General features: G+C 39.6%; 32 protein-coding genes. 13 read left to right on the forward strand and 19 right to left on the reverse strand.

The features are described from left to right. Nucleotides 1–233: 233 nt before the first annotated feature. Nucleotides 234–548, reverse strand: coding sequence for a hypothetical protein (locus FFF34_003120; protein ID TSD66409.1), 315 nt, complete (start codon nt 546–548; stop codon nt 234–236). 143 nt (nt 549–691) lie between these two features. Between FFF34_003120 and FFF34_003125 the strand changes: the two genes are divergently transcribed. The 6 genes from FFF34_003125 (at nt 692) to FFF34_003150 (ending at nt 4,426) form a co-directional block, all read left to right on the forward strand. Further along, complete coding sequence (locus FFF34_003125; GenBank protein TSD66410.1) at nt 692–1,441, forward strand: hypothetical protein; 750 nt, start codon at nt 692–694, stop codon at nt 1,439–1,441. Nucleotides 1,442–1,514: 73 nt separating this feature from the next. Then, nucleotides 1,515–2,096 (forward strand): TIR domain-containing protein, encoded by a 582-nt coding sequence (locus FFF34_003130; GenBank protein ID TSD66411.1) that lies wholly within the window; start codon nt 1,515–1,517, stop codon nt 2,094–2,096. Beyond that, nucleotides 2,093–3,043 (forward strand): caspase family protein, encoded by a 951-nt coding sequence (locus FFF34_003135; GenBank protein ID TSD66412.1) that lies wholly within the window; start codon nt 2,093–2,095, stop codon nt 3,041–3,043. Before FFF34_003130 ends, FFF34_003135 begins: the two co-directional genes overlap by 4 nt. 1 nt (nt 3,044) lies before the next feature. Beyond that, nucleotides 3,045–3,455, forward strand: coding sequence for a hypothetical protein (locus tag FFF34_003140; protein TSD66413.1), 411 nt, complete (start codon nt 3,045–3,047; stop codon nt 3,453–3,455). Between the two features lies 1 nt (nt 3,456). Beyond that, nucleotides 3,457–3,948: a hypothetical protein gene (locus tag FFF34_003145; GenBank protein ID TSD66414.1), complete on the forward strand. Its 492-nt coding sequence runs from the start codon at nt 3,457–3,459 to the stop codon at nt 3,946–3,948. Next, entirely contained in the window at nt 3,938–4,426 is a 489-nt protein-coding gene (locus FFF34_003150) for a hypothetical protein (GenBank protein ID TSD66415.1), read from the forward strand. Before FFF34_003145 ends, FFF34_003150 begins: the two co-directional genes overlap by 11 nt. A 52-nt stretch (nt 4,427–4,478) precedes the next feature. Here FFF34_003150 and FFF34_003155 read toward each other — a convergent pair whose 3' ends face one another. Then, nucleotides 4,479–6,035: a hypothetical protein gene (locus FFF34_003155; protein TSD66416.1), complete on the reverse strand. Its 1,557-nt coding sequence runs from the start codon at nt 6,033–6,035 to the stop codon at nt 4,479–4,481. A gap of 408 nt (nt 6,036–6,443) precedes the next feature. On the opposite strand from FFF34_003155, the gene FFF34_003160 reads away from it, so the two are divergent. Further along, nucleotides 6,444–7,577: a hypothetical protein gene (locus FFF34_003160; protein TSD66417.1), complete on the forward strand. Its 1,134-nt coding sequence runs from the start codon at nt 6,444–6,446 to the stop codon at nt 7,575–7,577. 136 nt (nt 7,578–7,713) lie between these two features. Here the strand turns inward: FFF34_003160 and FFF34_003165 are convergent, their stop codons facing one another. The 6 genes from FFF34_003165 to mnmE all read right to left on the reverse strand — a co-directional run bounded on the left by FFF34_003165 (nt 7,714) and on the right by mnmE (nt 13,339). After that, nucleotides 7,714–8,706: a hypothetical protein gene (locus tag FFF34_003165; GenBank protein ID TSD66418.1), complete on the reverse strand. Its 993-nt coding sequence runs from the start codon at nt 8,704–8,706 to the stop codon at nt 7,714–7,716. Nucleotides 8,707–8,724: 18 nt separating this feature from the next. Beyond that, on the reverse strand, nt 8,725–9,228 hold the full coding sequence (locus FFF34_003170) for a hypothetical protein (GenBank protein TSD66419.1): 504 nt from the start codon (nt 9,226–9,228) through the stop codon (nt 8,725–8,727). After that, the gene (locus tag FFF34_003175) at nt 9,228–9,482 is read right to left on the reverse strand and encodes a helix-turn-helix domain-containing protein (protein TSD67946.1); all 255 of its coding nucleotides are present in this window, start codon (nt 9,480–9,482) and stop codon (nt 9,228–9,230) included. The genes FFF34_003170 and FFF34_003175 overlap by 1 nt, the downstream gene beginning before the upstream one ends. 152 nt (nt 9,483–9,634) lie before the next feature. Beyond that, on the reverse strand, nt 9,635–10,618 hold the full coding sequence (locus FFF34_003180; GenBank protein ID TSD66420.1) for a hypothetical protein: 984 nt from the start codon (nt 10,616–10,618) through the stop codon (nt 9,635–9,637). Then, nucleotides 10,615–11,721, reverse strand: coding sequence for a site-specific integrase (locus FFF34_003185; protein TSD66421.1), 1,107 nt, complete (start codon nt 11,719–11,721; stop codon nt 10,615–10,617). Before FFF34_003185 ends, FFF34_003180 begins: the two co-directional genes overlap by 4 nt. 253 nt (nt 11,722–11,974) lie before the next feature. Continuing rightward, a complete protein-coding gene (gene mnmE, locus FFF34_003190; GenBank protein ID TSD66422.1) occupies nt 11,975–13,339 on the reverse strand; it encodes a tRNA uridine-5-carboxymethylaminomethyl(34) synthesis GTPase MnmE in 1,365 nt (454 codons plus the stop codon). Nucleotides 13,340–13,588: 249 nt separating this feature from the next. On the opposite strand from mnmE, the gene FFF34_003195 reads away from it, so the two are divergent. Beyond that, on the forward strand, nt 13,589–14,647 hold the full coding sequence (locus tag FFF34_003195; protein ID TSD66423.1) for a nucleoid-associated protein: 1,059 nt from the start codon (nt 13,589–13,591) through the stop codon (nt 14,645–14,647). Between the two features lie 177 nt (nt 14,648–14,824). Continuing rightward, entirely contained in the window at nt 14,825–15,112 is a 288-nt protein-coding gene (locus tag FFF34_003200; GenBank protein TSD66424.1) for a hypothetical protein, read from the forward strand. 6 nt (nt 15,113–15,118) lie between these two features. Here FFF34_003200 and FFF34_003205 read toward each other — a convergent pair whose 3' ends face one another. Continuing rightward, nucleotides 15,119–15,484 (reverse strand): hypothetical protein, encoded by a 366-nt coding sequence (locus tag FFF34_003205; protein ID TSD66425.1) that lies wholly within the window; start codon nt 15,482–15,484, stop codon nt 15,119–15,121. Nucleotides 15,485–15,505: 21 nt separating this feature from the next. On the opposite strand from FFF34_003205, the gene FFF34_003210 reads away from it, so the two are divergent. Continuing rightward, a complete protein-coding gene (locus tag FFF34_003210; GenBank protein ID TSD66426.1) occupies nt 15,506–16,105 on the forward strand; it encodes a RagB/SusD family nutrient uptake outer membrane protein in 600 nt (199 codons plus the stop codon). A gap of 58 nt (nt 16,106–16,163) precedes the next feature. Here the strand turns inward: FFF34_003210 and FFF34_003215 are convergent, their stop codons facing one another. From FFF34_003215 to FFF34_003235, 5 genes are all read right to left on the reverse strand, one after another. Continuing rightward, nucleotides 16,164–16,970, reverse strand: coding sequence for an SDR family oxidoreductase (locus FFF34_003215; GenBank protein ID TSD66427.1), 807 nt, complete (start codon nt 16,968–16,970; stop codon nt 16,164–16,166). Nucleotides 16,971–17,092: 122 nt separating this feature from the next. Beyond that, nucleotides 17,093–18,109, reverse strand: coding sequence for a chemotaxis protein CheB (locus tag FFF34_003220; protein ID TSD66428.1), 1,017 nt, complete (start codon nt 18,107–18,109; stop codon nt 17,093–17,095). Between the two features lie 17 nt (nt 18,110–18,126). Next, nucleotides 18,127–18,579, reverse strand: a complete 453-nt coding sequence (locus FFF34_003225) for a BON domain-containing protein (GenBank protein TSD66429.1) — start codon at nt 18,577–18,579, stop codon at nt 18,127–18,129. A 10-nt stretch (nt 18,580–18,589) separates the two neighbouring features. Beyond that, nucleotides 18,590–19,294 carry a DUF421 domain-containing protein gene (locus FFF34_003230; GenBank protein TSD66430.1) on the reverse strand — a complete coding sequence of 235 codons (705 nt, stop codon included), beginning with the start codon at nt 19,292–19,294 and terminating at the stop codon, nt 18,590–18,592. 23 nt (nt 19,295–19,317) lie between these two features. After that, nucleotides 19,318–19,992, reverse strand: coding sequence for a DUF421 domain-containing protein (locus FFF34_003235; protein TSD66431.1), 675 nt, complete (start codon nt 19,990–19,992; stop codon nt 19,318–19,320). Between the two features lie 208 nt (nt 19,993–20,200). Between FFF34_003235 and FFF34_003240 the strand changes: the two genes are divergently transcribed. Further along, nucleotides 20,201–21,121: an MBL fold metallo-hydrolase gene (locus tag FFF34_003240; GenBank protein ID TSD66432.1), complete on the forward strand. Its 921-nt coding sequence runs from the start codon at nt 20,201–20,203 to the stop codon at nt 21,119–21,121. Continuing rightward, nucleotides 21,118–21,987 (forward strand): cyanophycinase, encoded by an 870-nt coding sequence (locus tag FFF34_003245; protein TSD66433.1) that lies wholly within the window; start codon nt 21,118–21,120, stop codon nt 21,985–21,987. The genes FFF34_003240 and FFF34_003245 overlap by 4 nt, the downstream gene beginning before the upstream one ends. Before the next feature lie 35 nt (nt 21,988–22,022). Here the strand turns inward: FFF34_003245 and FFF34_003250 are convergent, their stop codons facing one another. From FFF34_003250 to FFF34_003260, 3 genes are read right to left on the reverse strand one after another with little or no spacing between them, the layout of a single operon-like run. Beyond that, complete coding sequence (locus tag FFF34_003250) at nt 22,023–22,673, reverse strand: response regulator transcription factor (protein ID TSD66434.1); 651 nt, start codon at nt 22,671–22,673, stop codon at nt 22,023–22,025. Nucleotides 22,674–22,681: 8 nt separating this feature from the next. Continuing rightward, nucleotides 22,682–22,936 (reverse strand): hypothetical protein, encoded by a 255-nt coding sequence (locus tag FFF34_003255; protein TSD66435.1) that lies wholly within the window; start codon nt 22,934–22,936, stop codon nt 22,682–22,684. Between the two features lie 30 nt (nt 22,937–22,966). Next, nucleotides 22,967–23,248 (reverse strand): hypothetical protein, encoded by a 282-nt coding sequence (locus FFF34_003260; GenBank protein TSD66436.1) that lies wholly within the window; start codon nt 23,246–23,248, stop codon nt 22,967–22,969. 219 nt (nt 23,249–23,467) lie between these two features. On the opposite strand from FFF34_003260, the gene FFF34_003265 reads away from it, so the two are divergent. Continuing rightward, on the forward strand, nt 23,468–23,788 hold the full coding sequence (locus tag FFF34_003265) for a hypothetical protein (GenBank protein TSD66437.1): 321 nt from the start codon (nt 23,468–23,470) through the stop codon (nt 23,786–23,788). 54 nt (nt 23,789–23,842) lie between these two features. On the opposite strand, the gene FFF34_003270 is transcribed toward FFF34_003265, so the two are convergent. Both FFF34_003270 and FFF34_003275 read right to left on the reverse strand, forming a co-directional pair. Then, entirely contained in the window at nt 23,843–24,427 is a 585-nt protein-coding gene (locus FFF34_003270; GenBank protein ID TSD66438.1) for a DUF4142 domain-containing protein, read from the reverse strand. Further along, entirely contained in the window at nt 24,369–25,376 is a 1,008-nt protein-coding gene (locus FFF34_003275) for an SDR family oxidoreductase (protein TSD66439.1), read from the reverse strand. The genes FFF34_003270 and FFF34_003275 overlap by 59 nt, the downstream gene beginning before the upstream one ends. Between the last annotated feature and the right edge of the window lie 19 nt (nt 25,377–25,395).

The following is a 25,395-nucleotide window of genomic DNA, read 5'->3' on the forward strand; positions in this document are numbered from 1 at the left end:
CACACCACAACAAACAAGTCAGCACCCACGCTTATTGCATGGGCGTTGAACTTATCTGCTCTTGTGGTGTTAAAAATTTTCCCGATTTCTAAAACAAGAACTTCAAAAGCTGAACGCTATATTTTTAATATCAATTTTAAAACGCTTACATACCTTTAATTTTTAATTTGATGCTAAGATACTTTATTTATAAAAACAATCAATTAGAGCCGTTTAAAACACGGTAGATTTAATTAAAAACGCAAGCCTCTACCTGTTAACTGTTCAAGCCAGCTATTTATCGTATATTCATTTTTATCATCGGCCAAAATGTAATCCTTCTTAACTAACTCAGCCATTTGCGTACATATCTGAATAAGATATAGTTGATACCATCCTTTGTAACGATTTTTTAAAAATGACCATGTATCGTCCAAAGAAACGAACGTTAGGTATTTTGCTTTTGAGCAATCAAATATTTCGTAACTGGATAGCTGATAAATAAAGATTCCGTTCATCGATTTGCTGCTTACTTTGATGCTGCCGCCGTCACATCCAATCTCTAACATTGTATTCTCCATTTTTTTTTAGGGAAAGGTCATAGTTTTTTCAACAATCCAACGTTTAAAACTTTTAAATAAAAATGATAATATTTTTAGCATTCCTACATAGCTTTACATTCAAATACTAAATTATGCTATGTCAATTGTGTTTGCAGGAAAAGAGGCTTTTAAAGAAGTCACACATAATTCCAAACTTTCTTTACAAAGATCTATTTGGTGCTGATAACCGTTTAGTTAATATCAATCTTAGTAATTTTGATGAATACCATTATACACATTCAGGGTTCTATGATAAGGATATTTTATGTAGTGATTGTGACAGTAGCTTACTATCTAAACTGGAAACCTACGCAAGTAATTGTCTTTATTTTAGGGGCAGTGAAAGGTCAAGAAGTAAAATCCAAACACAATTACTTGGAGGTGGTGAAATCCTTCCTGCGGTTCGTTTTCATAATTTGGATTATTCCAAAATTAAACTCTTCTTGCTATCCATACTTTGGCGCGCGCACATATCCCGACAGCCGTTTTTTAAAGATGTAAACTTAGGGCCTTATGCTGAACGGTTACGAAAGATGATACTTGAAAATGAGCCGGGCAAGGAAGAAGAATTTGAAGTTATATTACTACATGTTGATACCGGAAAGACAAGACCTGAACAAGGTTTATACCAACCCCGGAAAATACGAATTAATGGAAATTACCAGTACGCATTTGTAATCAATCGCATTATTTACCACTACAATATTTCACCTCATAATAAAATGAGCATATATGAAAAAGGGATAGTCAAAAACGATGGCATTTTAGATATCGGATTACTTAAAGATAAAGTAGCAAGGGGTTATTTTGATAGCGTTGTAGGGAAGAGAATACTACTTAAGAGCAACCCCGTATTATAAAACGTCATGTTTATTATTGTATTGAGAACTATCTAAAAATAATATATTTGATTAACCTTAAACCTTCAACTGAATGGCGCTATTTAACGAAAATTATCTCAGAAATTTGGTCCAAAATCAACCGCTTAATGAAAGTACGCGGATGATGTCCGAAAGCAAACAAAAAACATCATTTGATATTTTTTTATCCCACAGCTTTTTAGATAAACAAGCTGTTAAAGGACTGTATATTGAACTCACCAGCTATGGATTTTCGGTTTACGTAGATTGGATTGTTGATCCGCATTTAGATCGGAATAATGTTACGAAACAAACAGCCAAAACTATACAGCAACGGCTGCAATCTTCAAAATCTCTCATATTAGCAATATCAGAAAATGCAGATCTGTCAAAATGGATGCCTTGGGAATTGGGATACGTAGACGGACATACCCAACTTTGCGCGTTAGCACCAGTCGTAAGCAACTACAACACAAAACGCACTTTTGAAAGGAGAGAGTTTCTTTTACTATATCCATACATAAAACGCGCTCAAAACAGCCAAAACCAAGATAAACTTTGGGTAGTTGAAAACGGGACTAACTACATAATCTTTGACGATTGGATGAGAAGCAACAAATTGTTTGAAAGGGACTTTAATATAGACAGTCTATGAGGAAAGCGTTACTTATTGGTATCGACGATTACAGTTTCGGAGCATTGAATGGATGCATCAGAGATGCTGAAAAATTATCCATGTTGCTCTCAAGAGATTTTGACGAAACCCTTAACTTTACTTGTAAAAAACTATTATCCTCTGAGGAGTTAATTGATATTTTGACTTTAAAGGAAGCGATTGTGGAGTTGTTCGAGAACAAAACAGAGGTCGCGCTTTTTTACTTTTCAGGGCATGGCTCTGAAAAAGACAAGTATGGTAATGCTTGTCTTGTTACTCAAGACGCTACCGCGGCAACATCTGGAGTGGATTTAGATTTTTTGCTTAAAACGGCAAATGATTCACCTGCCACTGAAGTTGTAATAATTTTAGATTGTTGCTTCAGTGGTGTTCTTGGTAACCCTTCTTTTTTGGACAAAATGTCTTATATGCGAGAAGGCGTTTCTATTTTAACTTCAAGCCACGAAACGCAAGTTTCCTTAGCTGGTTTAGATGGCAGTGTTTTTACTACTATGGTTTGCAACGCTTTAGATGGTGGCGCAGCGGATACAACAGGCTTGGTTTCTGTATCTTCAATATATGGATATGCTGATAAACTATTAGGGCCTTGGGACCAAAGACCAATTTTCAAATGTAATTTATCTAAGATGGTTCCGTTACGACGCTGTAAGCCTATTATCCCACTTAACACATTGCGCAAACTACGGGTATATTTCAGCAATCCAGACGACTTCTACCAGTTAGATCCTTCGTTTGAACCAGATGCAGAACCTCGAGGCCATGACAACGAAAAGATTTTCGAAGATTTACAAAAATTAAACAGGGGCAGCTTATTGCATCCTGTTGATGCTGAACATATGTACTATGCAGCTATGAATAGCAAATCATGTATATTAACACCATTAGGAAAATATTATTGGCAATTAGCAAAGGAAGGAAAATTATAACATGGCAAATCCAAGAGCATTTATCAGTTTTGATTTTGACCACGATGAAGGAAGTCGTAAATATTTTGTAGGTCAATCAATTAATTCACGGACACCTTTCAATATTGAAGATTGGTCGTCAAAAAATGCTTTACCTGAGCATTTATGGGAAACACTTTTAGAAGATAAAATTAAGCGATGTCATCTACTCATTGTGCTGGTAGGGAGGTTTATGGGGTCTGCTACTGGAGTCAATAAGGAAATTAAGATGGCCGAGAGAAATAATGTGCCAGTTTTCGGAGTCTATGTTGATGGGGCAGGCGTTATTTCTGTTCTACCAATTGAGTTGTCAAGAAGTAGAGTGATGCCATGGACATGGGCAGCAATTGCTAACCAAATTGACCAATGCATGACCGAAGGCAAAAATCGCTAATATGATTGTTGGAATAACCGGACATCAAAACTTGAGTCAATACAACGTGGTTTGGATAAAATTAGAAATGCTAAAATTATTGGATGCATTACCAGTAACACTTGGCATTTCAAATTTAGCTGCAGGTAGTGATCAGTTGTTTGCGAATATTATTGTCGAAAAAAAAATCTCCTTAAAAGCAATTATCCCATGCTCTGGTTATGAGGGAACATTCACCAATGATACTGATTTTTCGAACTTTAAGTATTTATTTAACCGCGCATCTGAAAAGTTAGTCTTAGACTTTTCTGAACCCTCAGAGATGGCTTTTTTTGCGGCAGGAAAAGCAGTTGTAGAGAATTGCAATCTATTAATAGCAATTTGGGATGGACATAAAGCGAAAGGATTGGGAGGAACAGGTGATGTTGTAGCTTACGCTCTTAAACGTCACTTAAGTTTAATACACTTTAATCCATTAACTGAACGACTAATTTATTATAATTATGGCGATTGATATATTCATTTCTCATCCCACACCGTACAATCGTCATCAGGAAAGATTTCTTGAATTATTAGAAGAGCATTTAAAGGCTCATGATCTCAATCCCATTAATTTAGGCAAACAAAGTTGGAGTCATAAAAGCCCGCTGCAGCCAATTAAAGAATTGGTCAGTAGATGTAACGCTGCAATCATAATTGGTATGGAGCGTTATCACTCATATATTGGATATGAATACGAACACTCCTCAAAGAAATCGGAACTTATTCACAGGTATACTTCAACTGCGTGGATACAAATAGAATCTGGTATGGCTTATCAACAAGGACTTCCTTTGTTAATTCTTAAAGAAAAAGATTTAGCTAAAGAAGGAATTTTGGATCCTTTAAACAGTGAGTTTTTTGTTTTTGATTTTAATATCGGTGAGGTTCAAAAAAGTCTACCCGAAAACATGAAACGAGTTATTAGCAGTTGGATGAACGCATTTATTTGATACGTAAATATTCAAGTTCTTGATGCTGACACTAACTAACTGTTTATTAAAATCACATTTTTTTAAGTTCATGATGTAAATAAATCGCTTCATTAAATACCGCACGATGCCTCCTCACTTGTCGTTCTATCGCTGGCTCATTCATAATTAGAGAAGCCCGCTTACCGTAGGTAAAATAGTTGCTATTAAATTTATCTTCCACTCGTTCCGTTTTTAATATGTAATAACCAAATTTGTTCGGAACTAACCGCTTGTATCGCTTATCAACCCTTTTTTTATCAAGGTTTATGTTTGTGTAAAGCCTATATAATCGTCTTTTAAATAGTGCTGATGATGCACTTGGATATTTATCAACAGCCAATCTGGCGCGACTTGACCTGCTTTTTACAGCTACAATCATTCTTCTATAAAATTTTGAAAGATTTGCAGACTTAATCAAAGTTCTATAGCCATAAAATTCAAATCCTAAATATGTTAATGGTCTATTTATTAACAACTCTTTTCCCTTTAAAAGATGGCTCACGGGTTTACTTGAACCATCGGTTTGTAAAATTGGGAAAAAGCAATGCTGTTCCGTCTTTTCTTTACTCAATTCTACCTTGCTTAATTCAAGAGTCGTGCCTATAAAATCAATTATATCATCCTTGTTTTCTTCATCGCAGATAACGATTATATCATCGCTATAACGGCGATAATAACCTGAAAGATTTACTACCACTTTATCCAATACAGCTTTATCAAACTCTAACAAATATAAATTGGCTAATGTTGCACTTATAGGTAGCCCCTGAGGTATACCCATCATTTTGTTTTGTTTATTCCTGAATTCGTTTTTATAAATTCTAAATCTCCCGTTATTAACAGCCTCTCTAAACTTGACCGGGTTTTTAAAAAATGAATTAACGTTGTGCTTCCTGTTATCAGCCAATTGTCGCTCGTCAAATCCCAGTCGACGGCCCTTTGAATTTGATTTCAACCGAAGGTCGTCCTTTAAGATGTAAGAAAATTTAGTTGCCGCCTTAAATACTTTGTAATGGTCTTCGGGCAGTGTTAGTTCACCAATTAAATTTGCCCAGGCTTGCTTCAAAAGAGTATGATTCATTGAGCTAAAAAATTTCTCGATATCAAATTTCAAGACCCAGCACTTGGTTTCAGCTCGCTTCTTTATTTCCTCAAATACTTCGTGGGCAAAATGGATGGTGCTTTTATAGGTGTTCTTTTTTGCTGGGTCTTCTATACGCCTGTAAGCTGTAACACATTTGCTTAAATGGTCGATTTTATCTAATTCTTTTAAATAGGCGTTTTGGAGGATTTCACCATAATACCCGAATATCATGGAATCGATGTGAGTTGCATAATGCAGTGGACGCAATTTTGCACTTGTTTTGCCTTTATACGAGTGTGCGCGCGTGCCAGCATCATCTACGACCTTGTACCGACGGACTTTAATGTTTGTGTGTATTAATGGTAAAAAGGCGTGTTTAATAACAAAATCCTTATCTCTCACTTTACCCAATATCTCACCGCGCTGAGTGTTAACATCGATCTGATTGGTTAAATGCAAATAACCTCGATTTTTAAGCCATGTGGATTTACGTTTAGGTTTCATTTAAAAAGGGGCCTCGGATTTCTTGAGCGTATCAGACTATATATCGCATAACACAAAAGGCCGTTACCCAATTTCTTGAGTCACGCTATATTTTCGAATAATAAAGTAAATAACTTAACTACTATAACAACAATGGAAACACTATTGACTATAATGCGTATTATTACTAAATTTGTCTATTGCGTAACCGCTGGTTTACAACTTCTCAGCTTAGTGCTGATGGTTCAACCAGATACTTATAATCAACGACAGGTGATTGACACCGTCACTGTATACAAGCCCGATTATGGCAATATTCATCCATTATGCACTATATCGCATAAAGTAATTACGGCCTATACCAAGTGCCTATCTTATCTGTTCCGAAGCCCCCTCCAAATATATATAATAATATATTAATTTTGTTGAATGCCTAAATTCTCTATAGGGGACGTTGTTACGTTAAACACTCACCCATTCAGTTCAGAAACAACGGATGTGCTCATTAGTGGCGAATATTTAATGCTACCTCCATTGATGGTTGTTGTTGAAATTATCGATCATTCAGTAATCGTTTCAGAAAAAGACAAAACTGACAAGTTTAAGTGTTTATGGTTTTCAACCAAAAAAAATAATTTTAACGAAAGTTACTTTTCTGAAAGTGACTTGAAAAAAATAAAGGTTAATGATAGCGAGGAGCCTATCGATATTGAAATTGGTAACCTTGTTTCTTTATCTACATTACCTTTAGAATTAGGCAAGCGCAGAAGTTTCCTGAATACCGAGACAAACCAAACTGGCAATATCAAAAATTCAAGCTTAGTAACTGGATTGTTATCGTTTGTAAGCCCCGTGATGACTGTCATAGATGTTAAAGATTTTGACCCAACTAAAGACAAGAAAACCGCCCCAGAAATAAAACCTAAAAAAATCTATCCGAGCAAAATTGCAAAATGTAAATGGTTTGATGCTGTAGGTGAAAAATTTTCAGAATGTTTAATAGCTACGAATGCACTAACACTTATACCAAGTCCGCCAAGTAAACTACTAATTTTGATCAGCAAAGCAATTGCAGACCATAAATGCCTAAATCTTGAGGCAACTATAGTTAAACCAACCCAAATTTCCAATAGAAGTGGTGAATACCATTTTAACTGTTTCAATTTTTTAACTCAACAAAACACTACTTTATCGTTTAATCAGCTATCAACAATAAAAGTTATAAATAACCCTATAAAAAGTATAGCGCCAGTATTCAAACCCAAAGTTCAAAAAGGGACAAAAAGTTTAAGGCTATCTGTTACTGTAGAAAGCCTTGTTAAAAAAGCGCTCACAAGATCTAAGAAGAATTATATAGTAATCAAATATGAAGACCGATTAGGGCATGTTACAAAGCGTACAATCAGCAAATATAGTTTTATACTTGGTGATGATGATCGGGGGGCTGGAAAAAATTTAATTAAATATGTAAGAGCTTACTGTCATTTAAGGAATGCTGACAGAAATTTTCGGTTATCGTCAATATCAGAAGCATCTGAATTGAGACTTGCATACGAAAAGTAATAGCGATAGCAATAATAAACACATTATACGCATTTTCCCCGCCTATACGCTATGAAAGCCGCCTTTCAGCAGCTTTCCATCATTTAACTATCCAACTTGTTAGAGCCGTTTTAAATGTGCCAACATGTGCAAAAGGTTAAGCTGCATACTGAAAAACGTTTAACATTTTACTATCCAGTTCAGCAACCGCATCATTTGCATCATTTATGGCCGGATTTGAAATAAGTGATTTCAACATCTTTCGCATATTATACTTGACACGGGCAGAAACTTGAAATGAAAGGCTATTAATCAAGTCATAGGTGGCAGGCGCACCTGATCTGTCAATGCTGTCTAACATTAGATAATTTTTCAATTCAGGAACGCTTCTGATACGGGTAGCAGCTGGTGTGTACGACAGTTTATCAATAGTTTTATATGCATCATACCATAACTCACGCATCAATTTATAAAACTTATCATCCATTAAGTCATCGACAGTTACGGTATGATAATCGACAATTTTAGCCAATCCAGATTTTACACGATACTCGTACCGCAATAAATTTGCATCGATATTCTCTGCCAATATTTCTTGTGCTGTGTCCTTCAAATGAGCGGTTTTGTTATAAAAATTAAGTTCCGTGCCGCTTTTACTTTTGAAGTATAATGACTCGTTTGAGGCAGTCCACCGCTTCATCCCGTCTTTATTACAAAGAAATTTAAAATAATTTTCTACCGGCTGATCCATTACCAAATTATAAGCGAGGTCAACTCTTGACACCCTAGCACCCCCAATATTAATGCATAGGATTTCTTGAATTTTTGATATTGCCAGTTTTGCCTCACGTAAAGTGAAGTTCACTTGGTTTGTACCATATAATAGCTTCGGTAATTTTGCTGCTACGGTTAGGTATTTAGGACTTAAACTAAAAAAACAATCTTGATAAGTAGTTTGAATTGTAATAATACCAGTGTTTTGATATTCTCTGGTAATTACATTATTTAATGATCGTAAGGTTTTATTTAATCCAGCGTATTGTTGGTTGGTTATTAATAATTTAAAAGTTATATCGTCGTACATGATGGTCGTTTTCGGGAATAAATTAAGGTGGTTATTATAAATTGGAAATTTTAAAGGCTGGCTCATCCGCCAGCCTTTAAATCATTATAGCCTTGTTGCGTCAAGAGTAAGCAATTTCATTTCAGATAAAATGTCTTTATCATTACGGAGGTATCTTCTATATGGATAGTCTTTGTCATCTCCAATGTATAATTTAGTTTCATCCGATGTGCCAGCTTTTGACGGTAATGATGTGGGGCAAGCCAACCTGTGCATGAAAATCGTTACACTTTCACCGTCAAATGTCACTATGCTATTATCTCGAAACAAATCAGTTCTTCCTGTTCCACTTCCAACTTTCTTTAAGCAGGTTATTATAAGTCGGAAACGGTCAGCAGATGTGTCGCCGTTACCAACTTTTAGAATGTGGTTACTATAAAACCCATTTTTGCCATGCGGCTTACTAAGCGTTATATAAGCAACCGTCTCCGCATTAATTATGGAGTCCAGCTTAGTTAATTTTCCCGATCTATGCGAGAAACGATATTTGCCTGCGTTACCATCACCCGAGATACGGATCAGATGATACATGGTTTCCAATGTTTCCATTACGCCTGCCTCCTATGGTTAGGGTTAAGGGTAACGTAGTTAACTGCAACCTGTTTAATTTCGTCAGTAGTGGGTCTACGGTTACTTTGAAGGTAGGCATCTGCATCCTTACGGCTTATAAATATCACCTTACCGTTTGGGCAGCTAAAAGCAATTTTACGCTGGGAGGTTAACTTATAAATAGCGGATTTACTTAATCCTGAGTAATCACTAAACTCACTGACCGTGAGCGTTTGCTTGTTGGCGAGGAGCAGCCTTTGTAGTCCTCACGAGTTAAAACTAATTCATTCATTTAATTGATTATCAAATTTTTAAAGGGTGGCGCCCCCCCGATTTGATAATACAATATTAATACATGTCATTACGCCGAGCAATCAACACCGTTAACCAACCGTGAACAAAATAGTTAACGATTTAACAGCTTATTCAATTCGATAATTAAAATTTTAATTGGTTTAGATTTATAAATAGTGGCCCTATCAAGGGAATTTAAATAATTGGAATTTAAAGTTCCACCAGTTGTTTTGTCTTCCAATTTAAAATGTTTCAGAATTTCTTCATAATCCAGTTCTTTATTCAATTTCATCTTATAATAGCCACTTGGCCCATAAGCGTCCCTTTTTAAACTATGTCCTAAAAACAACGTCAATAGTTGCATAATTGTACCATGCCATTTAATTGGATCGGGGGCTTTATGGGCAAAGGGATCAAAGTGAGCTGCAAACTCATCAGGGGTACATTTAATTAGTTTAGCAGTTGTTAAATCATCAAATATTATTGACAATGCTGTTGCACTATTATCGTCATAACCAAGCTGAATATAATCGGGATTTGTTGTATGTTTTGGTAAAAATTCACTTTTGGTAAAATAGCGATTATATGCCTTATCATATTTTAAATACAAAGTTTCGGCGCACTCAAAAATGCTAATTAGGTCTATCTCGATTGCAGTTCTAAATTCGTCCTTGGTGAACTTTTCAGGAGGCTTATGCAATTTATTATAAATTGAAATTGCTTTTTCGTTATCGTTGACGTAAAGCGAGATTGACAAATCAAATTGCTTAACAAAATCCCATTGGTTGGCAAAAGTGTTTTTAATATACTCAATGTAACCCTCATTGGCGGTTAATAAATTGTAGTCTATTTCTCGTTGTAAGCCTCTATTTATAAATCCCCAGTTGGGGTTTTCCCAATTATATATAGATGTATTAAGTAGTAACACTGGCGACTTATGATCTACACCACATAACCAGTCGTTAATCTCATTTTCGGAAATAACAGCATAAGTTAAACCGTTTAAGTGTTTATCCATTTTGGAATGATGCTGGCGTAATCTCTGAAATTGAGTATTAATTTTCTTTGCACAAGCTGTATCGTCCGCATACATCATATAGTAAATATTGGTAATTGATTAACGGCCTCAACTTTTCGTGTATCTACCACCTTTGCATAAATCTGAGTTGTTTTTACGTGGCGGTGTCCCAGTAAATTCATTACTGTGTAAATGCTCACATCATGAGTAAGCATCAGTGTTGCATAGGTATGGCGAGAACAATGAAAAGTGATGTTTTTATTGATCCCTGCCCGCATTACCCACTGCTGCAACTTTAAATTATACCATGCGCTGTATCGTAAACCCTTAAATACCTTTTCATCATCCGCTCCCCGCTCACCCATAAATGTGAGTGCTTGGGAGTTTACAGGTAATACTTCAGCGGCTTTGGTCTTTTTCTGAACAAACCTTAGCTGTGAGCATTGTAAGGCTTCTGAATATTCTACGTTTGCCCACTTTAAGTTATTTACGTCCGACCAGCGCAACCCAGTAGTACAACTAAATAAAAATGCTTGCTTCAACACTTCAACGTCACACTCGGTATATATCAGCTTTTTAAGTTCTTCAACAGTTAAGTACTCACGGTGGGTATCTTCTTCTTTTATGCCTTTTACCCGTTGGGCGATTTTATCGTTGATAATTTTATCATCAAAAGCTTGGTTAAGGGCTGCTTTCACTTTATTAAAATATGATAGCGCAGAGTTACGAGCCAAACGTGTGTTACTTTTGGTTAACCTCGCCTCCAATAAATATTTTTTAAATTTTTCGAGAAAATTAGTGTCAGCTTCCTCAAAAGTCAGACCTTTACCATCAGCAAATTTTAGTAATACCTGATAGGTGCTTTGCCAATTACCATAACTTCCCGTACTTGACCGCCTTTTATCGGTTTGTTGCTTAAAATAATCAAGAAAGCTACCTTGCTTCTTGTAAGTATCGGTAAAACCATACTTCCCATTTTGGTATTCTATCAACCTTGTGGCTCTGATAGCTTCCGCTAACTGTTTCGATGTTTTATTAGCTTCACGCTCTTCCCTGGTAGAAGGTTTATTAAAAATAAACAACTCCAATTTTTCAGTTTTCCTCTTACCATCTATATATGAGTCGAGGATAAGCCGTGATCTGCCGTTTTCTAATTTTCTTTCTCTGATGCTAATGGACATAATTCTTTACGATTTTTATTTCTTGAATGTCCCCATTCATTAAGCGTAAAGAAACCTCAAAAAGGATATACCGAACAACATTTTTTGTCCACTGATGGATACCTACTTTTGTGGCGATTTGTGGCGATTTTGGTTGCCCGTTACAAAAACGTTACAAAAATTTGGTGTTCAACTGCAAACAAAAACCATCAAAGATTAAAAAAGTGGCTTCAACGCTATAAAAAGCCAATATTAGCAAACAAAGGTTAAGTGTTTATTTACCGATACAAAACTTACTAAATATATTTTCCAGCAAGTCGTCTGTGGTAACGGCACCTGTTATTTCGCCGAGGTAGTGCAGGGCTTGTTTTATATCCATTGACAAAAAATCGGATGTTACGGTATCAATACCGTTAAGGACCCTTATCAACGCCTCTTCGGTTTTTTGAAGTGCTTCTAAGTGCCTGATATTGGTCACCAGTGTTTCGTGGCCTGTTAATTGATCTTTTACTGCTGCCGAATATATTTTATGCTTCAGTTCATCAATATGGCGTTTTTCTTTGGCAGATATAATAATGGCTTTTTCGGTATGTGGCAAAGCGGTTAATTGCTCATCGGTCAATAGATCCGCTTTATTAGCTATAATCAGCATGGTAACACCGGGGCGCTGCAGGCTTTCCAAATCGTTATTAAGGTCAGCTATAGATATTTCCAGGGCATCAAAAACGTATAAAAGCAATGCAGACTGGTTGATCTTCTCCATGGTACGCTGCACCCCTATTTGCTCGATAGCATCGGTGGCTTCGCGTATACCCGCAGTATCTATTAGCCTAAAGTTGATGCCTTTTATGTTCAGTACCTCCTCTATGGTATCGCGCGTGGTGCCGGGTATATGGCTTACAATAGCACGTTCCTCATTTAACAAGGCATTTAACAGTGTTGATTTACCTGCATTAGGTCTGCCTGCTATTACTGTATTTACGCCATTTTTTATAGCGTTACCTAATTCAAACGACTGTATTAGACTACCTATAACCCTTGTAATATCATGTGTAAGCTTTTTTAACTGATCGCGGTTGGCAAATTCAACGTCTTCTTCGGCAAAGTCAAGTTCCAGCTCTATAAGCGAAGCAAACTGCACCAGTTGGTCGCGGAGTTGCTGTAACTGATTGCTAAAACCGCCACGTAACTGCTGCAAGGCAACCTGTTGCGATGCCTTAGAATTGGAGGCTATCAAATCGGCTACGGCCTCAGCTTGTGAGAGGTCTAATTGGCCATTGAGGAACGCACGCAGGGTAAATTCACCTGCTTTGGCAGCCCGTGCGCCATTTTTTATAATCAGTTTAATGATAGACTCAATAATATAATTAGAGCCGTGACAGGATATCTCTACCACATTTTCGCGGGTGTATGACCGCGGGGCCACAAATAACGATACCACTACCTCATCTAAAACAAGCTCTCCATCAACTATACTGCCATAATGTAGTGTGTGCGAGGGCTGTTTGGTAAGATCCTTACCTTTAAAGGTTTTTTGGGCAATAGTAATAGCATCAGGGCCTGATAGGCGGATAACCCCTATAGCGCCAACACCGTTAGGGGTAGCCAGGGCTACAATGGTATCTTCAGTTTGTGTCATTAGTACAAAAGTCGCTATTTGGGGGGAATGTTTAGGTCATATTTTTGCAGTTTTATTATCTGCTTTATCCAAATTACCATTCCATATTCTTCGTTATTTTTCGCTTTAATTTCACCCTTATATACAGGGCTTTTCTTTTTTTTGCAAATAATTCCATTTTTTTCGCAAAACGGGCCTTAAATACCACTTTTTGAAAATTATGGGTACATGGTACCATCACCTCATCACATTTACTAACTTCGTGGCATTATGGTAACTTTTTTTGAGGCGGCTTTAGATACAATTTCAGTACATCATGTGGGCAACCAATCGCAGGGCGAAATGTACGCGCTGTCGGGCCAACCTTTGGAGCTAAAGGACGACATTATCCCTACGCTGCTGATGCAGTACTTTTTAAAACCGTTTGAAAAAGTGAGCGAGATATATCACCTGATGCACAGCAGCGGCGACCTTGCCCTTAACGAATTGCATCACTTTGCCACGCAGGTATTTGATGATAAGGCTAAGTTTCACGAAGCATCAGAGCAAATAGCTAAACACTTGTATAAAGTAAGCACCCACCCCAATATAAAGGGCGGCGAACTATATGTAGTATACTTTAACAAAGTACAAATAGAGGGCAACCCGCTGGATGCCATCGGCATATTTAAATCTGAAAACAAGGAAACTTATTTGAAGGTGTACCCCGATAATGGCGGTTTCGCGGTTGATTATGAGCAGGAAGCCATCAACATTAATAAGCTGGATAAAGGCGTGCTCATTTTCAACATCGAAAAGGAGAACGGCTACAAAGTGGTGGTGATTGATAAAGCCACCGGCGGGCAGGATGCGGCGGTATACTGGAAAGATGAATTTTTACAATTAAAAATACGCAACGATAGCTTTAACCAAACCAGTAACACACTGGGCATTTACAAAAACTTTGTAACCCAAAAGCTCGACGATGAGTTTGAAATGAGCAAGGCCGATAAGATAGACCTGCTTAACCGCAGCATGAAGTATTTTAAGGAAAAGGAAACCTTCGACCTGGATGAATTTGCCGAAGAAGTGATCAGTAACCCGGAAGCCATTACCTCGTTTAAAAACTTTAAAAGCCAGTACGAAACCGAATTTGACAGCCCCATTGCCGATACTTTTGAGATATCTGAAAACGCCGTTAAAAAGCAGGCACGGGTATATAAAAGCGTATTAAAGCTGGATAAAAACTTCCACATTTACATACACGGTAATAAGGACCTGATAGAGAAAGGTTTTGACGATGGCAAGGCCATGAATTATTATAAGGTTTATTTTAAGGAAGAAGCGTAGTATAATAATAAAGTGTCATTGCGAGGAGCGACAGCGACGTGGCAATCTTCGACATGCTTAACACCTGCTTTTCTATCAAAGAATGCTTTATTCCATAACAACAATATTTATTTTATAATCAATAAACCTTCCTTATTCCGCCCCGTCATACAGGTATAAATCTTATACCTAAACATCATGAAAAAGTTACTATTCCTTATCCTTTTATCCGTCGTTATTTTTTCGGGCTGCAAATTGCCATCCTACACTATAGGGATGAACGAAACCCAATTTAAATCGCAAAATAAATGGACCGCCAATTTGGTAGAAGCTTCGGCCGAGCGCACCGTTTACCGCATACCCGATACTGCTATGCCCGGGCAGCCTGTAACTTATATGTATTACTATTTTGTAGATGGAAAATTGGTACGTATTGACCAGGGCGAACGCCAGCCAACTGTAATAATAGAGCACGTAGGGAGATAGCCTGCGCTAAGCACCCAAATAAGCCATACGCATAAAGCCAAGCACCTCATCATTCACATCATCCAAACTTAACATCCTAAAATGATGGTTGTATTGGTTTTGGCCCGGCACCTGCGCCACTTTTTGAAAACAAAGGTTATCGGCATATTCCTGTTTAAATGGGAACACCACATGAATAAAGCTTTTGCCCAATTGTGTTATCCAGGCAATGCGTTTATGACTGTTTGATATCCCTATCATGGTTTTTGTAGGCTCTACCGTAATATCGCCTATCAATTTAAACTGTGCAATAAAATAGTTGTACAGCATTAAAGTATGCTCGGTTTTACCTGTTAAAAAGGCTGATAGCTGTTGTTCTTCTCCGGATATCATTGATGGTACAAGATAGGCTAAATTATATATAATTGTCAGTTCGGCCAAAACTTAGTGAATGAATACGAGCCCGGCGACATTCGCAAGAATGCTACTATCATTTTTATAAACCCAACCAATGGCAAAAATTCTGCAGGAACGGTTTTGTTTGATGGTTTCCGTGTGCCCAGTCAAGATTCGGTACAAAACCCGCGATATAATTATAAAGCTTATTACAGCCGGACGGCAGAAACTAACTGTGGTAATTTCGACCGGTTGCCAAAACATGTGCCTGTGATAAGATATGCCGAAGTATTACTTATTCATGCCGAAGCAGCCTTGCAAAATGGCCAAACCGGGGTGGCGCTTAGCGATGTTAACCAAATACGCGCAAGGGCTAAGTTATCTGCACTGGGCAGTATTACATTGCCACAAATATGGCATGAACGGCGTGTTGAATTAGCTATGGAGCAAGATCGCTTTTTTGACCTGGTACGGCAGGATGCTGTGAGACCTGGCAGGGCAGCCGCGGCTTTTGCTGCGCATGGCAAAACATGGAACCCAAATCGTAAGCTGTTCCCCATTCCACAACAGCAAATTGACCTTAGTGGTGGCCGCTTACAACAAAACCCGGGATACTGACCCGGGTTTTGTTGTATTGCAAATAGGGATAACTAACTACAGCAAGTTAGTTTTAGGGTTATTCGTGATGTTGCTTATCCACCGGTTCTTGCATACTGGCCATCATACCGGCTACGTTACGGTCTGGCGTGATAGAGGACATCAGTGTGATCATTTTATTTTTAAAACCAGATACCACCTGGTCGTCGCCATTCATCAATGCCTCATAGCCATCCTTAGCCACTTTTGCAGGGTCAGACATTGAAGATTTGTCCTGAACTACTTTGCTATCCTGCATGTCTGATTTATTGAAAAAGTCGGTATCTGTTGGGCCCGGCAGCAGGGCGGTTACCGTAATATGATTTTCTTTCAATTCTTCGCGTATACCTTCGCTAAAAGATAGTACAAATGCTTTGGTACCGTGGTATACCGACTGCCATGGCCCGGGTGTGCGGCTGGCTATCGATGCAAGGTTAAGTATTTTCCCCTCATTACGCGCCACCATACTCTTTACAAAATGTTTGGTTAAAATTACCGTTGCGCAAATGTTTAAATGTATCATGCTTAATTCGCGCTCCAAATCGGTGTCTTTAAACAAGCCGTATAGGCCCTGGCCTGCATCGTTCACCAATACATCTACATCTATGCCCCGGTTTTGTACATCGTAACATAAAGATTTTGCGGCCTCCATATCAGACAGGTCGCAGGCTATTGGCAACACAGCAACGCCTTCCTGGCTAAGCGTGTCTGCACAGGTTTGCAGTTCGGCCTGGTCACGGGCAACAATAATAAGGTTGTATTTATCTTTTGCAAAAAGCATGGCCAATTCATAGCCAATTCCGCTGGTGGCGCCTGTAATCAGCGCATATTTTCCTTGATTTTCCATAGTTTGATGATTTGTTATCTTCATTTAACAAACCCGCGCAATGTGCAGTTTCGCGACAAATACCCGATTAAAAGGTGTCAAATACGTGTTTTGGAGTATTTACTAACCAAAGTTTAATCAGGCTAAATTACATCAGCAGTATTGTCGGCGTGATTAGAAAAATTGCCGCCGTTTAGTAAGATGTTGCGCAACATATCAATATACTTTTGATTTTCTCCAAGTCGTCTTTCTACAGATGAATGTTCGCCCGGCAACCGTGGAAACCTTTGCAACATACGCTTTTGTTCTTCCATCATTCGCAAAGCCGCCCACATGGTTTCCTCCACTTCTTGCGATTTTAAATGCAGTAGTGTGTCTGCCGTATAAGCGTGCCCGGCGTGGCATCTGTAACTGTGTACCTGGTCTGTATGCTTTACATCCCAAAGCACGCCCCCGCAAGCCGGGCAGGTATAACCGGTTCCGCCGTTAGCCCGCTCCTCCACAGCATCTAATGCAGTTAGTACACGTTCGGCTAAAAATGCTTCATTTAGTACGTCCTCCGGAATGCCGTCTTGTGATTTAGAGGGTTGATAAACAAGACCGGAAAGTATCAGGCCCATTTCTATAGTGCGCGCGGTATAATCTATCGGCATACGGTTGAGTGCGTTCTGCGGCATGTCAGGGAAGGGGGCGTTATAGGGGTCTTGTACAACAGTAATACCACCGCTGCGGGATACTGTAGATAAACCCTCTACACCATCATCGCGCAAGCCGGATAGCAATACCCCGATAACAGCAGAGCCATGATAAGCTGCTGCCGACCGGAATAGCGTATCAATAGAAGGGCGGAAGCTGTTTTCCCGTGGACCTTTCGTAATCAATACAAAGTCTTTGTTTATCATCAGGTGATGATCGGGCGGTGCAAGGTATACCCTGCCGGGATGAATAGGTTCCCTGTCAATTGCGAAAGCACAGGGCAATATACTCGTTTTAGACAGGTGATTTAAAAAGGCTGTACCCATTGTATCACTCGGAAAATGTTGAACGATGAATATAGCCGCAGGCAAGTTTTCGGGGATGTTCTCCAGAATGGGGGGTAAGGTCTCCCAGCCACCTGCCGAAGAGCCTATTACAATGATATGGTGTGTTACTAATGCCATGCGATGTATTATTAAAGTTAACGGACAGTAAGACTATCGTTTACTGCGCTGTAGTGTGTTAATGACAATGCTTTTATCAGTTTTGCTTTATTTAAGGCTGTAATTGTACCTTTTAAAGTAATACTTGCCGTATCTACTTTGGCTATTACCTGGGGGTATTGTGCCAGCAAACTATCAACCTGCAATTTTATGGGTGTTAAGGTGTCTAATTTAACAGGCGCAATATTTACATTATAGTTTACGGCCTTTAAAACATGAATATTTTTGATGGTTTGCTGTATTTTTTTAAAGGCTTTTTCTGATGGGCAATTGCCCGTAAAATTAGCGATGCCATTACTTACGGTATAATGTAAACCGGCAAAGTTAAGGTCTTGCTGTGCCTTTATAGCTATATCAGCCCTAATCTCCTGGTCTGATGTTTGGCAGCCGGCCAGTGCCAGCATTAGTAAAGCGATAGTTATTTTTTTCATAGCGTAGCTGTTAGCTGTTATTAACTTCTTCTACAGCAGTAACCCATTTTTCGTTACCGCAATTAGGGCAGTTATGATAGGGGTGCCCATTACCTTTTTGCGGAAAGCCGCATTGCATACACACCTTTTTTTCCGGATGCTCCACAAAACAATCGCGCAATGGGTCATCCCAGGGAGGGAGTATGGATAAGCCGGGTGTTTGCTTTGGGTTACGCATCAGTGTAAACGATCCGCTGGCTTCCATATAAAAGCGGGAAACCTCACCTAACTGTAATAAGCCCTCAGATCGCATTTGTGCCAATACACGCTCATGCGATAGGCTTACGCGTTTTAACTCTTTCATATTTATAACTCCATCACTAACCAAAGCGCCTACTTTACCCTGTGAATAATTTTCGAAGTTTTCGTTTTGAAAGGCTCTTTTGGCTATGATGCGCTCTGTAGCGATCAGCACAAATGCTATAACTACAGCCGGCATAATTCCTCTATCAGGTGCCATCATCGGTATACCTACCGTTGCAGCCAAAGAAACTAACGCGGCAAGCTCGTTACGGCTAAGTTGCGAAGACATGCGCTTACCCATGCTACGCATAGATACCATTAGTACGAGATATACAAAAATGGCTCTTATCAGCAATTCGATATAAAAGGTGGTCGGTACCTCGCCTACAAGGATGCGCATCCAGTCGGTAATATGTATATCCTGTGCTTGCATATATTTACTATAATTAGAATAAATTATGAATTAGTTACTGCAGTTGTCCACCTATTGGCCCCACAACGGGGGCATGTTTTTACAGATGGTTCATTAGCAACAGCATTTCCGCAATTTGTACATGCTATGTTGCCGGTGTAGTTTAATAATGATAGTGCTTCATTGTCGCCCGGAGGCAGTGTTGGCAGCCCTGGGGCAGGTGTGTGCATTTTAACGGTAGTAAAAACACCGCAGGCCTCTAAATAAACCCGGCGTACATCCCCAAGATTATAAATTCCGCTGCTGCGCAGCTCGGCAAACAATTGCTGGCGCGAGATACGGCAACGGCCCATCTCTTTCAGGTCCAGTACACCATCCTTAACCAGTGTACTTATCCGGCCTTGTGTTAGTTCTTCTATGCCCGCGCTTTTTACGCCTAACCAGCTAAGCCCACGCTGAAAAGCGATTGTGCAGAATAATACAAACATGCTGAGCGTAATGCCACGGTCGGGCACCTGCATAGCAACCGAAACAATTGCCCCAAGTGTAAGCATTACGGCCATTTCCAGAATGGTAAGCTGGCCGCTCATGCGTTTGCCAAGCCAGCGTAATACAAATAGCAGGAATACATATATAATAAGCGTCCTAATGAATACCTCAAGTAAAAATATAGGCGGGGTTTGCCCAAAAAGAATGCGCTGCCAGTCGGCCAGGTGAATTTCATATTTTTTTCATAGCTGTTTTCAAATACAACATAAGTTTATACCTATTGGGTTAGGCAATCTGTAAAACAGGTATATACCACCAGGTAGTAAGTGTTTTATCTCTAAATGGCGTATTTACCCCATAAACCAGCCATAGAGTTTGTTGTTTTAAATTGATGTGTATACCACGCAAAGTGTTGTACACATACATAATTATTTAGTTATGAAACATAAACACCGATATTTTAAAGTAGCACCCGGTGTATGGGGGATGAAGATCCTTTTTGTTAACATTTACATGGTAACATCCAATAACCATTGGGTGCTTATTGATACCGGGTTATTTGGTAGCGAAGGGCGGATATTACGTATGGCTAAAGACTTATTTGATGGCGCTCCGCCAGCTGCAATCCTGCTAACCCACGCACATTTTGACCACAGAGGGACACTGCCTGCATTACTTAAACATTGGGATGTGAAAGTGTTTGCCCATCGCATGGAATTACCTTATTTGACGGGGAAATCGGCTTATCCACCGCCCGATCCAATTGTGGGCGGCGGATTAATGAGTTTGTTTTCATTCCTGTATCCTAAACAACCAATAGATATAAGCACGCATGTACAACCGTTGCCAGACGATGGCAGCATACCTTTTTTAGATGAATGGAAAGCTGTGCCAGTACCCGGCCATGCGCCCGGGCAGGTTGCTTTTTTCAGGGTATCTGACCGGTTGCTGATAGCAGCTGATGCCTTTGTGACCACCCGGCAGGAATCGGCCATAGCTACCTTAAATGCCTTGCCGGTTTTAAGCGGCCCGCCAAAATATTTTACTTACGATTGGGATGCGGCAAAAATATCCGTGATACGCCTGAAAGATCTGTCACCACGCAAGGCTGCTACTGGCCATGGCCCACCTATGTATGGCGATCCTTTACAAACAGGATTAGAGCAGCTTGTTGAAAATTTTGATAAACAGGCCCGACCTAAACACGGACGATATGCGAATGAGCCCGCGCTTACCGATGACAGCGGCGTAGTAAGTATACCATCGGGCAGTATGTTGCCACTTTTTGGGCTATTGACCGGAGCTATAGCTATAGGGCTTTTGGTTATGCTTCAAACAAATAATAAAATTTTATCATGACTACTGGGATAAACAGAAATGACAAATACATAGTGCCTAATGGTGTTTTGGTAATTGTTGGTGGACATGAAGATAAAGGAGGTGGGCCCCAAGATAATATACAGCAAACGCACCATAATAAAGAGATATTAGATGCATTTACAAAGTTGATAAAAAATGAAGATGCAACTATCGAAGTGATAACAACTGCCAGCGCTGAAGGAGTGGAATCTTTTAATGAGTATGACCAGGCTTTTAAGGCTTTAGGTGTAAAGCAAATTGGCCATATCCATCATGATAGGCGTGCAGATGCCTTGGGTGATGACCTAAGCAATCGTATAATGAGGGCGGATGCGGTTTATTTTTCAGGAGGCGATCAATTAAAATTAACATCTATTTATGGCGGTACCAAATTGCTGTTAAATTTAAAGGAGCGTTACATTTACGATGGGTTGATATTAGGTGGGACCAGCGCCGGCGCTATGGCGTTTTCTACACCGATGATATTTGCAGGTAACAAACAGGTTCAACAAATAGCCGGAGAGGTGAGATTGACCACGGGGCTGGAGTTTTTAAAAGATGTATGCATTGATACGCATTTTGTAGATAGGGGGCGCTTTGTGCGTATGGCACAGGTTGTTGCTACAAACCCTACCTGTATTGGAATTGGAATTGAAGAAAATACAGCTATTATTGTAAAAAATGGTGTGGATGCAGAGGTGATTGGCAGTGGCGTTGTAGTTGTGATAGAAGGGTTTAAGATAACCGATTCTAATATTGTGGATTTTGGCTTAAACAAAACTATAGCAATTAGCGATTTAAATGTTCATCTGCTATCAAATGGTGGTAAATACCAAATACCAAGGCATAATCTGCCACATATATAGCATTGGTTTTGTAAATAGATTTAGTGTGATTTGCGTTAGGTAAGCAGCCCGTTGCGCATGGCAAACCTAACCAACGCCAGGGAGTTTCGGCAACCGGTTTTATCAAGCATTGCCTGGCGGTGACCTTCTACTGTCCGGCGGCTTGTAAATAATTTATCAGCCGCTTGCTCATTTGTATAGCCATCTGCAATCAATTCTAACACCTCTAATTCGCGTTTGGAAAAATCAATATCTGTTGTTATTTCCCTGGCGGATTGACGTAACTTAGCTAATGTTCCTGAACGCTTGATCATACGGTCGGCCAGTTCCGAACATATATATGGCTTGCCTAAAGCTGCCTGTTTTAAAGCGAATATAAGCTCCTGGGTATCGGCGGTTTTAAACAGGAAGGTAATAACGCCGTTATCAAACGCTTGTTGAACTATGCTTTCTTCGTCGCGCATTGTTAATAATACCAACGGTAAATTATCAAAATTTTCCTGTACGGCCTGTGCCAGTTGCAAGCCATCCATAACCGGCATACTTACATCGGCAAGTACTACGTTCACATCAAGGCCATTTATCAGTAAATCGAGTGCTTCACGACCATTAGCTGCTTCGCCCATAACCACAAAGTCTTGCTCCAGCAACTGCCTAAGGCCGCAACGTACCACAGGATGATCATCCGCTATGAGTACTTTTATCATCAATGCGTTTATTTATTTGTTTTCCCTTTATTATCCCAATGATCCTTAATAATTTCCCCATTAACGCCTATAACTAAGCGCCGGGCAAAGCGTTCACCTTTAATTTTCCCGTTTTCATCTGCTTGCCCAACGAACAAGAGTATTGGCCTTCCGGCATCATCAGTTTTAAATGCAATATCATACCGCCCCATTTTGCGCTCAATCATGCTATCGGGTTCATACTTCAAGCTCAAGATCTTTTGAATGTCTTTCCCCAGCTTCATGATTTAACCTTTTACTTGGATCGCTCATTATTAAAAATCCGCGTTTTGTCCTTCGTCCGTTTCCGGCGTTTGATTAGTAGGCTCAGGGTTTGAATTTGAGTAAATGCCTTCAGCATCCGGTTCATTTAAGTCATCACCTGCCTGTATCTCATGCAGGTCATCCTGATTCGTTATTTCGTCGGGGTTATCCTCTGTGTTATTATCGTTTCCTTGCTTCAACTCATCTAAAGACAAATTGGTAGTTCCTCCCAATTGATCTTGTTGTTCATTTATATCACCTTGCATATTTAGTGGGTTGTTTTCGTTGATCATAATATTTAACTATTACAGAAGAACAGTTTAAGTTTTTTGTTGTTTTAATTAATATATTTAATTATGATGTTAATATGTTACGATAATAGATTTGCCGAAACGTAGTTGTTAGATATTAAAGAGGGTGTTGTAATTGGTTTAAAGCCATTTTCACACTAAATGAAATAAAAATTGAATGAGTAATTAAAATGTTAAGTTATGTCACCTATTTATTATAACATGAAGCCCACGCTTTCATTGATGATCATTCCCGATACGCTGGCTCATGTGGATGGCCATCCGATAGTAACCCGTACCTACAGCATATTTAGGGATACTGAAACCGGTAACCCCTTATTGGCACGTAGTAAAGAAAGTAGCTTGCACCTTGAAGTTATCAAAGACCCAAACTATTTTGGATATATTACCTTTGAATTACCCGATAGATTATTTAGTTATACACCGAACGAAAAAAATCAATTAAGTGGTGACGAAGTAGAGCAGGTAATAGAATTTTTAAGCCATTTACGGGAAAATCCGACATTATGGACAGTTAGTTAAATAACTTTTATTAGTGTATTAATTTACGGTGGGGCCAAACCCCACCGTAAATAGTTATTTAGCCTTATCCTTTACCTGTTCATCAATTTTTTCGATCTCCTGCAAATGATGTTTTAATGCCGGAAGCGTTTGCTGTGCAAAAGCTTTAACGGCTAGGTCTTTTCCCGTTACCGCGTAATTCTCAAAGGTTTGTACAGTGTTTCTATGGCTAACTACCATTGCATGTACATATAGCCGGTCAAACTCATCCTTAGCATTTTTTAACATAGGGTCGGGCTGAATTCCGCCTGTAGCTGCAGCCGGTAGGTCGTACCCCCTGGATTTTGCCAATTGCAATAATTTACCTTCGGACTGTTGATGATCGCTGACCATCATTTTACCGAAGGCCTTAACATCGGCACGCATTGCTTTTTGCGCCGCAAGCTGGCCTGCATTTGTCTCTTGTAAATTACCTATGCTGACAACTATCAAAAAGTGTTTAGCCGTAGTATCAGGGTCGGGTTGCGGAATTTGCGCTTTTACGGCAATGCCGCTTAACGCCAATAAAATAATAATGATTGCTTTTTTCATTGAATGTATATTAAGGTTGACCCACACCACCGGAAGAACCATAAACCTGGCCAGTAGCAAAACTTGCATCTGCTGCGGCTAATTGCACATATATCGATGCTAATTCGGCTGGTTGGCCGGGCCTGCCAAACATTGTCCAGCTGCCAAACATCTGCTGCTTATCAGGTTGCGCACCGCCGCTTACTTGTAAAGCTGTCCAGATAGGGCCGGGGGCAACGCCATTAACCCGAATGCCTTTAGGGCCTAATTGTTTAGCAAGCGATTTTACATAATTCATGGTGGCGGCTTTGGTTTGCGCATAGGCATACAAATCCGGTGAAGGGTCGTAGGCTTGTTCGGATGTGGTGCCTATAATGGCTGATCCTGGCGGGAGATGTGGCAACGCTTCTTTAATGATCCAAAACGGAGCGTAAATATTTGTCTTCATTGTGGAATCAAACTCTTCGTTTGTTACATCCAGTATCGAGTTTATTGACTGTTGGCGTGCTGCATTACTTACAATAATATCCAGCCCGCCCAAACCACTAATTGCTTTTTGAACCAACTGTTTACAAAAATCTTCGCTACGCAAATCACCAGGTATGGCAATAGCTTTTCTTCCCTCTTTTTGAATCAGTGCGATCACTTCACGTGCGTCGGCTTCTTCGGTAGGGTAATAGTTAATAGCAACATCCGCCCCTTCGCGTGCGTAGGCTATAGCAGCAGCCCTGCCCATGCCCGAGTCGCCACCGGTGATCAATGCTTTACGACCCGCTAACCTGCCCGAACCTTTATAACTGCTTTCACCGCAGTCGGGCACAGGGTCCATTTTGCTTTGTAAACCCGGCCATGGTTGTGGCTGGCTCTTAAAGGGCGGTTTAGGGTATTTAGCTTTTGGGTCCTCAATTTTTGCAGCCTCGTTACTTGCATTAGCGGTTAGCGGCGGTGCCGCAAAAGCCGGCGATACAGCCGCCGCAGCCAGGGTGGCACCCAAGCCAGCTACTACCTGGCGGCGGCTAATTTTGTTTTCTTCGTTCATAGGTATTTTTTATTATTAT

Source organism: Inquilinus sp. KBS0705 (assembly GCA_005938025.2).
Classification (GTDB): Bacteria; Bacteroidota; Bacteroidia; order Sphingobacteriales; family Sphingobacteriaceae; genus Mucilaginibacter.

What these genes read in the sequence shown, in the direction of transcription:
- FFF34_003140 (TSD66413.1), top strand. Translation starts at nt 3,045, where the DNA reads ATGGCAAATCCAAGAGCATTTATCAGTTTTGATTTTGACCACGATGAA.
- FFF34_003130 (TSD66411.1), top strand. Translation starts at nt 1,515, where the DNA reads ATGGCGCTATTTAACGAAAATTATCTCAGAAATTTGGTCCAAAATCAA.
- FFF34_003245 (TSD66433.1), top strand. Translation starts at nt 21,118, where the DNA reads ATGACTACTGGGATAAACAGAAATGACAAATACATAGTGCCTAATGGT.
- FFF34_003170 (TSD66419.1), bottom strand. Translation starts at nt 9,228, where the DNA reads ATGGAAACATTGGAAACCATGTATCATCTGATCCGTATCTCGGGTGAT.
- FFF34_003200 (TSD66424.1), top strand. Translation starts at nt 14,825, where the DNA reads ATGAAAAAGTTACTATTCCTTATCCTTTTATCCGTCGTTATTTTTTCG.
- FFF34_003255 (TSD66435.1), bottom strand. Translation starts at nt 22,936, where the DNA reads ATGAAGCTGGGGAAAGACATTCAAAAGATCTTGAGCTTGAAGTATGAA.
- FFF34_003260 (TSD66436.1), bottom strand. Translation starts at nt 23,248, where the DNA reads ATGATCAACGAAAACAACCCACTAAATATGCAAGGTGATATAAATGAA.
- FFF34_003275 (TSD66439.1), bottom strand. Translation starts at nt 25,376, where the DNA reads ATGAACGAAGAAAACAAAATTAGCCGCCGCCAGGTAGTAGCTGGCTTG.
- FFF34_003215 (TSD66427.1), bottom strand. Translation starts at nt 16,970, where the DNA reads ATGGAAAATCAAGGAAAATATGCGCTGATTACAGGCGCCACCAGCGGA.
- FFF34_003250 (TSD66434.1), bottom strand. Translation starts at nt 22,673, where the DNA reads ATGATAAAAGTACTCATAGCGGATGATCATCCTGTGGTACGTTGCGGC.
- FFF34_003205 (TSD66425.1), bottom strand. Translation starts at nt 15,484, where the DNA reads ATGATATCCGGAGAAGAACAACAGCTATCAGCCTTTTTAACAGGTAAA.
- FFF34_003265 (TSD66437.1), top strand. Translation starts at nt 23,468, where the DNA reads ATGAAGCCCACGCTTTCATTGATGATCATTCCCGATACGCTGGCTCAT.
- mnmE (TSD66422.1), bottom strand. Translation starts at nt 13,339, where the DNA reads ATGACACAAACTGAAGATACCATTGTAGCCCTGGCTACCCCTAACGGT.
- FFF34_003135 (TSD66412.1), top strand. Translation starts at nt 2,093, where the DNA reads ATGAGGAAAGCGTTACTTATTGGTATCGACGATTACAGTTTCGGAGCA.
- FFF34_003185 (TSD66421.1), bottom strand. Translation starts at nt 11,721, where the DNA reads ATGTCCATTAGCATCAGAGAAAGAAAATTAGAAAACGGCAGATCACGG.
- FFF34_003195 (TSD66423.1), top strand. Translation starts at nt 13,589, where the DNA reads ATGGTAACTTTTTTTGAGGCGGCTTTAGATACAATTTCAGTACATCAT.
- FFF34_003180 (TSD66420.1), bottom strand. Translation starts at nt 10,618, where the DNA reads ATGATGTATGCGGACGATACAGCTTGTGCAAAGAAAATTAATACTCAA.
- FFF34_003220 (TSD66428.1), bottom strand. Translation starts at nt 18,109, where the DNA reads ATGGCATTAGTAACACACCATATCATTGTAATAGGCTCTTCGGCAGGT.
- FFF34_003225 (TSD66429.1), bottom strand. Translation starts at nt 18,579, where the DNA reads ATGAAAAAAATAACTATCGCTTTACTAATGCTGGCACTGGCCGGCTGC.
- FFF34_003145 (TSD66414.1), top strand. Translation starts at nt 3,457, where the DNA reads ATGATTGTTGGAATAACCGGACATCAAAACTTGAGTCAATACAACGTG.
- FFF34_003150 (TSD66415.1), top strand. Translation starts at nt 3,938, where the DNA reads ATGGCGATTGATATATTCATTTCTCATCCCACACCGTACAATCGTCAT.
- FFF34_003240 (TSD66432.1), top strand. Translation starts at nt 20,201, where the DNA reads ATGAAACATAAACACCGATATTTTAAAGTAGCACCCGGTGTATGGGGG.
- FFF34_003270 (TSD66438.1), bottom strand. Translation starts at nt 24,427, where the DNA reads ATGCAAGTTTTGCTACTGGCCAGGTTTATGGTTCTTCCGGTGGTGTGG.
- FFF34_003230 (TSD66430.1), bottom strand. Translation starts at nt 19,294, where the DNA reads ATGCAAGCACAGGATATACATATTACCGACTGGATGCGCATCCTTGTA.
- FFF34_003165 (TSD66418.1), bottom strand. Translation starts at nt 8,706, where the DNA reads ATGAGCCAGCCTTTAAAATTTCCAATTTATAATAACCACCTTAATTTA.
- FFF34_003160 (TSD66417.1), top strand. Translation starts at nt 6,444, where the DNA reads ATGCCTAAATTCTCTATAGGGGACGTTGTTACGTTAAACACTCACCCA.
- FFF34_003120 (TSD66409.1), bottom strand. Translation starts at nt 548, where the DNA reads ATGTTAGAGATTGGATGTGACGGCGGCAGCATCAAAGTAAGCAGCAAA.
- FFF34_003155 (TSD66416.1), bottom strand. Translation starts at nt 6,035, where the DNA reads ATGAAACCTAAACGTAAATCCACATGGCTTAAAAATCGAGGTTATTTG.